An 8,963-nucleotide genomic window follows, 5' to 3' on the forward strand; every position below is an offset into this window, starting at 1 on the left:
ATCTGGCTGGACGGCGGATGCGCCAGAGCAACGCACCCGCCGCCCGGTCCGGGCTCACGGCATGTGCACCTGGGTGGAGGCGAGGTACTGCAGCGCGAGTGCCTGGGCCTGGGAATTGATGGTCGCCGCATTGATGGCGAGGGCGAGGTTGACGCCCACGACGTTGGTGACGTTGACGCACGCGAACTGGCAGCTCAACGTCTCGCGACGAGGCAATGGCGTGGCCGTCTCGGCGTCCAGCTGGGCCATGTCGATCTCGGTTCGTCGGACCATGCCGGTTCACCTCCTCTCGTGCTGGTCGGGTCGTCGGGCGGTCGTCCCACGTGGCCTCCCGGCAGGGGAGGCCACGCGAGGGCGTCAGCCCTGGGTCACCACGATCGTCTGTGCGGCGGCGCTGTTCGCGACGGCGTACAGGGACGCGGCGTTGAGGGCCATGGACGAGTTGCTCGCCACGATGTTCGCCCAGTTGTAGTTGCCGAAGGTCAGCGTCTCCCGCGTCGGAAGAAGCTCGGTGCGCTCGGAGTCGAGCTCGGTGAATGACAGTTCCCGCATGATGTTCACCTCCCCCCGTGGCTGCGGTCGATCTGTGGCTGCCATGGCACCGTGCGCTGCGTGACCGGAGCGTGACTCGTGCGTGATCACCGACCCACTAGCCGGATCAGCCTCGAAGCACGACCCCAATCCTGGGGAAGAACGTGTGTGCTCCGGGTGGACCTGATGCGACTCCGGCATTGTCGACGGGCAAGACATGCCGTGGCCCGGAGCGCCGTTGCCTCCCGGGCGCCGGAGCTCGGGGAGTGGGCCATGCCGGAGGACAGCGATGCCACCGTGAGCCGTCGACTGCGCCTTCTGGGCGGGTGGCGGCTCATCGTGGACGGTGCGCCAGTCGCGATGGGCGGGCGCGAGCAACGGCTCACTGCGCTCCTTGCGATGACCGGGCACCGGGCCCGGGCGCAGGTGGCCGGCATCCTGTGGCCCGACAGCACGGACGCGAGGGCGCTCGCGAGCCTTCGGCGCGCCGTCCTCCAGGCCCAGCGGCGCAGCCCCGGTCTGCTCCTGGTGGACCGGACGAGCATCGCGCTGGCGCCGGACGTCGTCGTCGACGTCGACGACCTGAGAGCCGCCGTGTCACGGGCCGGTGCGATGGACGCGGACCCTGACCTGCTCGCAGCCCTGGTGGGTGAGGAGCTGCTGCCCGACTGGTACGACGAGTGGGTCGGTCCGGAGCGTGAGCGGCTCCAGCAGCAGCGGGTCCGCGCGTTGGAACAGGTGTCACGTCAGGCCCTGGACCGCGGGGAGCACGCGTTCGCCGCCGACGCGGCCCACGCAGCCGTGGCCATCGAGCCGCTGCGTGAGTCGGCCAGCGAGCTCGCCATCCGCGCTCACCTGGGTCATGGCGACCGCGCTGCGGCCGTACGGGAGCTGGACCGCTATCGCGTCGTCCTGCAGGACGACCTCGGGGTCGTCCCCTCGCCGGCGCTCGAGGCGCTCGTCGGCTCGGTCGGGGCTCGTGTGCCTCCCGCACCCCAGCGTCCCGGACCGCCCGCGGAGCAGGTGACCGCGCTTCCCGCCGCTCCTGTGCGCGTGCCGCGGCAGCGGTCCGTCCCCGCCCCGGAGGTCGCCGAGCCGGGCGTCCCGCGGTCGCGGGCGCTGCTCGTGCCGGACGTCGCCGAGCAGGACCTTGTGCCGCCACGGGCGCTACCGGTGCCCGAGCCGCGCACCCCGGCGTTGCGAGGTGCGCTCGGTCGGCTCGCGGCCGGTGCCGCTCTGGTCCTGGCCGGCTCCGTCGTCGTGGCCGGCGTCGGTCCGGAGAGCGGCGGCAGGACGAGGGCGTCGACCGACGGCGCGGTCGAGGGGCCTGCCGCCGCCGACCTGGGCGAGGACGTCCGGCGCGTCGTCGTCCGCGCCGGCAGGACCGTGGACGGCGCGGCTGCCTTCGTCGTCAGGGCCACCCGTCTGCCGGCGCGCGTCCGGCTCGAGATGGTCGGCCCCGAAGGGGTCAACGTCGTGCGCAGCGTCGTGGTGCGCAGCCGCGACGGCCAGCGGCTCGTCGTGGAGGGACTGGAGGCCGGCACCTACGCGTGGTCAGCGACCTCTCCGACCGCCGACCCGGTCGCCGGTCAGGTGCGGGTGGCGCAGCAGCAGGCGCAGGTAGCGGCCGCAGCCGGGCAGGAGGATGGTGGATCTGAGCCGCCGGCCACGACCGCGCCGACCCCCGGCGTACAGGCGACCCCGACGCCGGTCGTCGTGGCGACGCCGACCCCGACGCCGACCCCGACGCCCACGCCGACCCCGAGCCCGACGCAGCACCCGAGTCCGACCCCCCATCCCAGCCCGACCCCGCAACCCAGCCCGACCAGCGAGCCCACCGACCCCGGCACCACGGAGCCGGACCCGGTGGGGTGAGGAGGAGTCGCATGTCCCGCACCGACACGTCGTGCCGCCCCGTCACGGCCCCACGTTCCGCGGCTCTGGCCGTCCTCCTCGTGCTTGCCGTCCTGGTGGTGCCTCCGTCCGAGGCAGCGGCAGCCGCGGACGACACCGCTGAGCGCTGGTCCGGCTATCGCATCCCGGGCAACGGTCGGGCCTCCGGCGGCTGGATCGGGGCCTACCGGGTGGGCGACACACCGGTGTACGTGGTCACTCCCGGACGCAAGCCCAACCGCGCCGGATTCCGGCCTGCGAGGACGACCGATGACCTCTCCGGGAGGAAGGGCGCCACTCCGCGTGAGACCGAGCGCGCGGCATGGGTCCTCTCCAAGTACGGCGGCTACAAGGACCCGGTCCAGGCTGCGGCCGTGGACGCGGCGGTCCTCCACCTGCTGGCAGGGTCCGCCTGGCAGCTCGGCGGGGTTCGCGGGGCGCCGCGCGTCAGGGCCAGCGGCGATCCGGCGACGGTGCGTCGGTTCGTACGCCTCATGCTGCGCCAGTCACGCGCCAGTGCGGGTTCCTACCACGCGAGCGTCAGCGCCGGCGCGGCCGACGTCGGCGGGGTCACCTCTGTGACGGTCCGCGTGACCGACGGTGGCGGTGGACCGGTCGCGGGGCTCCCGGTCAGCGTGACATCGCCCGACGGCGGACCCTCGACCCCCGCGGCGGGCCCGATCGAGGCCGTCACGGGGGACGACGGACGAGCGCAGGTGCGCCTGGTCGCGCCCAAGGCCGGCTGGCGGACGGTCACCGCCGAGGTCCGGCAGGTACCCGATCACCGACTGCACGTCCGGGGCCCCGACCGCAAGGGCCAGGCGGCGGTGGCAGAAGCGGGTGCTCGGCGCACCGTGGTCGCCAGCACGCTTGCTGCCGTCCGCGGTCCCCAGACCCTGACGCTCGCCGCCGATCCGAGCCTGGTCGTGGTCGGCGCCCCGGCCAGGGTCGTCGCCACGATCGGCGGCGACGGCACCCGTCGCACGGCCACGGCGTCGCTCCAGGGACCGTTTGCCTCGGCGACCGCTGTGAACTGTGCCGGCGCATCAGCGGGGCAGGTCTCGGCGTCCGTGGCCGGCGACGGCGCCTACGCCCTGCCGTCGATCACGCCGTCCGGTGGGGGCTACTTCGCGTGGCGGGTGGCCGTCGACGGGACGGAGACCAGTCTCCCCGTGACGGCGTGCGACGCGCCGGTCAAGGTGCGCGCCCGGTCAGCGGTGTCGGTCGCGGCCCCGGCCACCGCCGCACCGTTCGACGTGATCTCCGCACAGGTCACTGTCACGGGGTTGCCGTTCGGCGGGCCGGTCGACGTCACCACCGCGCTCTACGGCCCCTATGCGACTGCGGGCGAAGCCTGCACGGGCAACCATCGTGAGGTCACCCAACGCCGACCGGGCAACGGGACGTTCTCGTCCCTCAGCTTCCAGGTCGAGCAGAGCGGTTGGTACGCATGGCTTGCCTCGGTGCCCGAGGGCGACCTCTGGCTCGGATCGACCTCGGCCTGCGGAGTCGTCGGGACGCTCACACAGGTGCTTTGAACTAACAGTCAGGCTTGACTGTTTGTTTGTACGCCGACATGCTGGCGCGGTGACCTCACAGGCCCAGGCGACCCGCGTGCCGCAGGCGGACCGGACCCGCGCCATGCGGGCGCGGCTGCTGGAGGCGACGGTGGAGCTGTTGGTCGAGCGGGGCTTCGCCGGCACGTCGACCACCCTCGTCTCCGAGCGGGCGGGCGTCAGCCGCGGCGCGCAGCTGCACCACTTCCCGACCAAGAACGACCTCGTGGTCGCGGCGGTCGAGCACCTCACCGAGCGCCGTGGGGCCGAGCTGGCTGAGGCCGTCGCACAGCTGTCCGCCGGCAAGCGGCGCACGCGCGCGGTCGTCGAGATGCTGGGCGACCACTTCTCGTCGCCCGTCTTCGCCGCTGCCCTGGAGCTGTGGGTCGCGGCCCGCACCGACGAGTCCCTGCTCGCCGCCGTCGCACCGCTCGAGCAGCGTGTCGGCCGGGAGGCACACCGGATGACCGTGGCCGCGCTGGGTGCCGACGAGGAGCAGCCGGGTGTCCGCGAGCTCGTCCAGGCCACCCTCGACCTGGTCCGCGGCCTCGGCCTGGCCTCCACGATCTCCGACGACTCCGCGCGCCGTTGCCGGATCCTGCGGCAGTGGGCAGACGTCCTCGAGAAGGAGCTCGATCCACCCCACGACGTTCCCGCACTCCCCCGCTCCGCTCCTCCGTCCGACAACGCCGCAGGGACCCCGGGATGACCGAGGTGCTCACCCAGGTGCTCGCCGACCTCGCCGCCGAGGGCGACCGGCTCGAGGCGCTGGTCGCCGGCCTCGACGACGACGGCTGGCGCACGCCGACGCCGGCCGTGGGATGGGACGTCGCCACCCAGGTCGCGCACCTCACCTGGACCGACGAGGTGGCGCTCGCGGCTGCGACGGACAAGGACGCCTGGGACGCCGTGGTCCTGGAAGCGATCGCCGACCCAGGGGGCTACGTCGACCGGTGCGCCTACAGCCTCGCCCGCGAGCCCGACCTGCTCGACCGCTGGCGTGCCGCTCGCACCGACCTGCGGAAGGCGCTCGGAGCCCACCCGCGGGGCGAGAAGATGCCCTGGTTCGGCCCGCCGATGTCGGCAACCTCGATGGCGACGGCCCGCCTGATGGAGACGTGGGCGCACGGCCTCGACGTGCACGAAGCGCTCGGGGCGCCGGTGGAGGACACGGACCGGATCCGTCACGTCGCGCACCTCGGCGTACGCACTCGCAGCTTCGCGTTCAGCGTCCACGGGCTCGAGGCGCCGTCGGAGGAGTTCCGGATCGACCTCGTCGCGCCGTCCGGGGACGTCTGGAGCTGGGGACCGGAGAACGCCGCCCAGACCCTGACCGGCAGCGCCGGGGACTTCTGTCGCCTCGTGACCCAGCGGGTGCACCGCGCGGACACCGACCTCGTCGCCGCCGGCGCCGACGTCGACCGCTGGCTCGACATCGCCCAGGCCTTCGCGGGCCAGCCGGGCGAGGGGAGGGGGGCGCGATGAGCACACGTGCGATCAGGATCGGCAACTGCTCCGGCTTCTACGGCGACCGGCTCAGCGCGATGCGCGAGATGCTCGAGGGCACCGGCGACGATGGGCGGGGCCTCGACGTCCTCACCGGCGACTACCTCGCCGAGCTCACCATGCTCATCCTCGGCAAGGACCAGCTCAAGGACCCGAGCCTCGGCTACGCCCGCACGTTCGTCCGCCAGGTCGAGGACTGCCTCGGCCTCGCACTGGAGCGCGGTGTGCGGATCGTCGCCAATGCCGGCGGGCTCAACCCGGCCGGCCTGGCCGACAGGATCCGCGAGGTCGCCGCCGGTCTCGGCCTCGACCCGCAGGTCGCCCACGTCGAGGGCGACGACGTACGCGACCTCGGCCCTCGAAATGGATGGAGCGAGGGCGTCCTGACTGCCAACGCCTACCTCGGCGGCTTCGGCATCGCCGCGGCGCTGACCGCCGGTGCCGACATCGTGGTGACCGGCCGAGTCACCGACGCCTCGCTCGTCGTCGGCCCCGCAGTGGCGCACCACGACTGGGCGCCGACGTCGTACGACGCCCTGGCGGGGGCGGTCGTCGCCGGCCACGTCATCGAGTGCGGCACCCAGGCGACCGGCGGCAACTTCAGCGGCTTCCTCGACCTGCCGCGCCGCGACCTCCCGCTGGGCTTCCCCGTCGCCGAGGTCGCCGCAGACGGGTCGAGCATCATCACCAAGCACGCCGGCACGGGCGGTTCGGTCACCGTCGACACCGTCACCGCTCAGCTGGTCTACGAGGTCCAGTCGACGCGCTACCTCGGCCCCGACGTCACCGTCCACCTCGACTCGATCCACCTGGCCCAGGACGGCGAGGACCGGGTGGCGGTCACCGGGGTCGTCGGCGAGGCACCGCCCGAGAAGCTCAAGGTCTGCGTCAACGAGCTCGGCGGCTGGCGCAACAGCGCCGAGTTCGTGCTGACCGGCCTCGATGTGGAGGCCAAGGCCGCGTGGGTGCGCGACCAGCTCGGCTCCCTGCTCACCGCGGCCGAGGTGACGTGGTCCGACGTCTCCGTCCCGGCGCTCGACGCCGACACCGAGGAGGCCGCCTCGACGCTGCTGCGCTGCACGGTCAAGGACAGCTCGCCCGATCCCGTGGGCCGCGTCTTCACGTCCGCGGCGGTGGAGCTCGCCCTGGGCTCCTACCCCGGCTTCACGATGACCGCGCCGCCGGCGCCGGCCACGCCGTACGGCATCTACCGCGCCCAGTACGTCGACCGCGCCGACGTCACTCACACCGTCGTGCACGCCGACGGTCGCCGCGAGGTCGTCGCCGACCCCGGCGTGTGCTCACCGACCGGCGAGGCACCCGGCGCCCGCCCGTCGCCCTACCCTGGCCGCGCGGACTCGCTGACCCGGCGCCTGCCGCTCGGCACCTTCGTCCACGCGCGGTCCGGCGACAAGGGTGGCGACGCCAACATCGGCCTCTGGGTCGCGCACGACGGCGCCGACCAGGAGACGTACGACGCCCGCGTGCAGTGGCTGTTCAAGATGCTCTCGCCGCGCGCGATCCCCGGGCTCCTGCCCGAGGCGGCCGAGCTCGACGTCGACGTGTGGCTGCTCCCCAACCTCGGCGCGGTCAATCTGGTCGTGCACGACCTGCTCGGTCAGGGCGTCGCGGCCTCCACCCGCTTCGACCCCCAGGCCAAGGGCCTCGGGGAGTGGCTGCGCTCGCGGCTGGTCTCGATCGAGAAGAGCCTGCTGTGAACGACCCGGGTCTCGTGACGGGACTTCGTCCCTCCTCGACCAGCGACGAGGAGGACGAGCGCGAGGCCCTGCGCGCGACCGCGGCGGAGTTCGTACGCCGCGAGGTGGCGCCGCACCTGCAGGAGTGGGAGGACGCGGGCGAGATCCCGCGCTCGCTCCACCGCACGGCCGGCGACCTCGGCCTCATCGGCATCGCCTTCCCCGAGTCGGTCGGCGGCGGAGGTGGTGACCTGCTCGACTCGGTGGCGATGCAGGAGGCGATGTTCGAGGCGGGCGCGTCCAGCGGCCTGATGGCTGGCCTCTTCACCGCCGGGATCGCGCTGCCGCACATCGCGGCCAGCCGCGACGCCGGCCTGATCGACCGTTTCGTCCGTCCCACGCTCGCCGGCGACCTGATCGGCTCGCTCGCCATCACCGAGCCGGGCGGAGGGTCCGACGCCGCGCGGATCACCACGAGAGCGGTGCTCGAGGATGACCACTACGTCGTCAACGGCGCCAAGACCTTCATCACCTCCGGCGTCCGCGCCGACTTCGTCACCGCCGCGGTCCGCACAGGCGCGCCCGGTCACGCAGGGATCTCACTGCTGGTCGTCGAGAAGGGCACGCCCGGATTCAGCGTCGACCGGTCCCTGAAGAAGATGGGCTGGCACTGCTCGGACACTGCCGAGCTGCAGTTCACCGACGTACGCGTGCCGGTCGCCAACCTCGTCGGCGAGGAGGGCGCGGGGTTCGGCCAGATCGCCGACCAGTTCGTCGTCGAGCGGATCGCGCTGGCGGTGCACGGCTACGGCATCGCGGCCCGGTCCCTCGACCTCTCCGCGCGCTACTGCCGCGACCGGCAGACCTTTGGCCGGCCGCTGATCGCCCGCCAGTCCGTCCAGCACACGCTGGTCGAGATGCGGCGCCAGGTCGAGGTCGCGCGGACCTACACGCGATCCGTGGCCGCCCGGCACGTCGCCGGGGAGCTCGTCGTGGCCGAGGCGTGCCTGGCCAAGCAGACCGCGGTGGACTGCGCGGCGTACGTCTGCGACCGGGCGGTCCAGCTCTTCGGCGGCACCGGCTACATGCACGGCTCCGAGGTCGAGCGGCACTACCGCGACGCCCGGATCCTGCCGATCGGGGGCGGCGCCGACGAGGTGCTGCGCGACCTGACGGCGAAGCTGATGGGTTACACGTCATGACCACCGAAGGAGCAACACGATGATCACGCTGCCGTCCCTGGGGGACAAGGTCTCCGTCTGGATGGACGCCCCGCCCGCCGCGGTCTGGGACCTCGTCAGCGACGTGACCCGGATCGGGGAGTTCAGCCCCGAGACGTTCGAGGCGAGGTGGACGCGCGGCTCGACCGGGCCGGAAGTGGGCGCCTACTTCAAGGGCCACGTGAAGCGCAACGGCGTCGGCCCGACCTACTGGAGCCTGTGCCAGGTCACCCAGTGCGAGCCGGAGGAGGTCTTCGAGTTCTCCGTCGGCAGCGACGCGGTGACCGTCAACAACTGGGGCTACCGGCTCGAGCCGAAGGACGGCGGGACGCTGGTGACGGAGTACTTCCGGCTCGACCCCAACCTCCCGACGCGGCTCTACTGGCTCGTCCTCGGGCCGCTGCGTCGGCGTACGAACCGGCACGGCATGCGCACCACGCTGGAGCGGATGAAGGCGGTGCTGGAGTCGTGAGCACCCCACGACGTTCTTCTCCTCCGCTGCGCTCCCCCGAACAACGCCGCGGGGACCCCGCATGAGCACCCCACGACGTTCTTCTCCT

At 73.0% G+C, this 8,963-nt stretch carries 9 protein-coding genes; 7 read left to right on the forward strand and 2 right to left on the reverse strand.

Annotated elements, in window-relative coordinates:
* Nucleotides 1–54 precede the first annotated feature (54 nt).
* Both J3P44_RS12215 and J3P44_RS12220 read right to left on the reverse strand, forming a co-directional pair.
* Nucleotides 55–273 carry a hypothetical protein gene (locus J3P44_RS12215; RefSeq protein ID WP_255890639.1) on the reverse strand — a complete coding sequence of 73 codons (219 nt, stop codon included), beginning with the start codon at nt 271–273 and terminating at the stop codon, nt 55–57.
* An 84-nt stretch (nt 274–357) separates the two neighbouring features.
* Nucleotides 358–552, reverse strand: coding sequence for a hypothetical protein (locus tag J3P44_RS12220; protein WP_255890640.1), 195 nt, complete (start codon nt 550–552; stop codon nt 358–360).
* Nucleotides 553–804: 252 nt separating this feature from the next.
* Here J3P44_RS12220 and J3P44_RS12225 point away from each other — a divergent pair, with 252 nt between their 5' ends.
* The 7 genes from J3P44_RS12225 to J3P44_RS12255 are packed head-to-tail and all read left to right on the forward strand — an operon-like array spanning nt 805 to nt 8,875.
* The gene (locus J3P44_RS12225; RefSeq protein ID WP_255890641.1) at nt 805–2,406 is read left to right on the forward strand and encodes an AfsR/SARP family transcriptional regulator; all 1,602 of its coding nucleotides are present in this window, start codon (nt 805–807) and stop codon (nt 2,404–2,406) included.
* Nucleotides 2,407–2,417: 11 nt separating this feature from the next.
* The gene (locus J3P44_RS12230) at nt 2,418–3,962 is read left to right on the forward strand and encodes an Ig-like domain-containing protein (RefSeq protein WP_255890643.1); all 1,545 of its coding nucleotides are present in this window, start codon (nt 2,418–2,420) and stop codon (nt 3,960–3,962) included.
* 49 nt (nt 3,963–4,011) lie between these two features.
* Entirely contained in the window at nt 4,012–4,689 is a 678-nt protein-coding gene (locus J3P44_RS12235) for a TetR/AcrR family transcriptional regulator (RefSeq protein WP_308212257.1), read from the forward strand.
* On the forward strand, nt 4,686–5,465 hold the full coding sequence (locus J3P44_RS12240) for a TIGR03084 family metal-binding protein (RefSeq protein WP_255890644.1): 780 nt from the start codon (nt 4,686–4,688) through the stop codon (nt 5,463–5,465). Before J3P44_RS12235 ends, J3P44_RS12240 begins: the two co-directional genes overlap by 4 nt.
* Nucleotides 5,462–7,204, forward strand: a complete 1,743-nt coding sequence (locus J3P44_RS12245; protein WP_255890646.1) for an acyclic terpene utilization AtuA family protein — start codon at nt 5,462–5,464, stop codon at nt 7,202–7,204. The genes J3P44_RS12240 and J3P44_RS12245 overlap by 4 nt, the downstream gene beginning before the upstream one ends.
* The gene (locus tag J3P44_RS12250; RefSeq protein ID WP_255890648.1) at nt 7,201–8,385 is read left to right on the forward strand and encodes an acyl-CoA dehydrogenase family protein; all 1,185 of its coding nucleotides are present in this window, start codon (nt 7,201–7,203) and stop codon (nt 8,383–8,385) included. The genes J3P44_RS12245 and J3P44_RS12250 overlap by 4 nt, the downstream gene beginning before the upstream one ends.
* 19 nt (nt 8,386–8,404) lie before the next feature.
* Nucleotides 8,405–8,875 (forward strand): SRPBCC family protein, encoded by a 471-nt coding sequence (locus tag J3P44_RS12255; RefSeq protein WP_255890649.1) that lies wholly within the window; start codon nt 8,405–8,407, stop codon nt 8,873–8,875.
* The last annotated feature ends 88 nt before the right edge of the window (nt 8,876–8,963 follow it).

The organism is Nocardioides astragali (assembly GCF_024436375.1).
Lineage (GTDB): Bacteria > Actinomycetota > Actinomycetes > Propionibacteriales > Nocardioidaceae > Nocardioides > Nocardioides astragali.

Excerpts from the sequence above, each read along its gene's own strand:
- J3P44_RS12230 (WP_255890643.1), top strand. The coding sequence starts at position 2,418 with ATGTCCCGCACCGACACGTCGTGCCGCCCCGTCACGGCCCCACGTTCC.
- J3P44_RS12220 (WP_255890640.1), bottom strand. The coding sequence starts at position 552 with ATGCGGGAACTGTCATTCACCGAGCTCGACTCCGAGCGCACCGAGCTT.
- J3P44_RS12255 (WP_255890649.1), top strand. The coding sequence starts at position 8,405 with ATGATCACGCTGCCGTCCCTGGGGGACAAGGTCTCCGTCTGGATGGAC.
- J3P44_RS12215 (WP_255890639.1), bottom strand. The coding sequence starts at position 273 with ATGGTCCGACGAACCGAGATCGACATGGCCCAGCTGGACGCCGAGACG.
- J3P44_RS12225 (WP_255890641.1), top strand. The coding sequence starts at position 805 with ATGCCGGAGGACAGCGATGCCACCGTGAGCCGTCGACTGCGCCTTCTG.
- J3P44_RS12240 (WP_255890644.1), top strand. The coding sequence starts at position 4,686 with ATGACCGAGGTGCTCACCCAGGTGCTCGCCGACCTCGCCGCCGAGGGC.
- J3P44_RS12245 (WP_255890646.1), top strand. The coding sequence starts at position 5,462 with ATGAGCACACGTGCGATCAGGATCGGCAACTGCTCCGGCTTCTACGGC.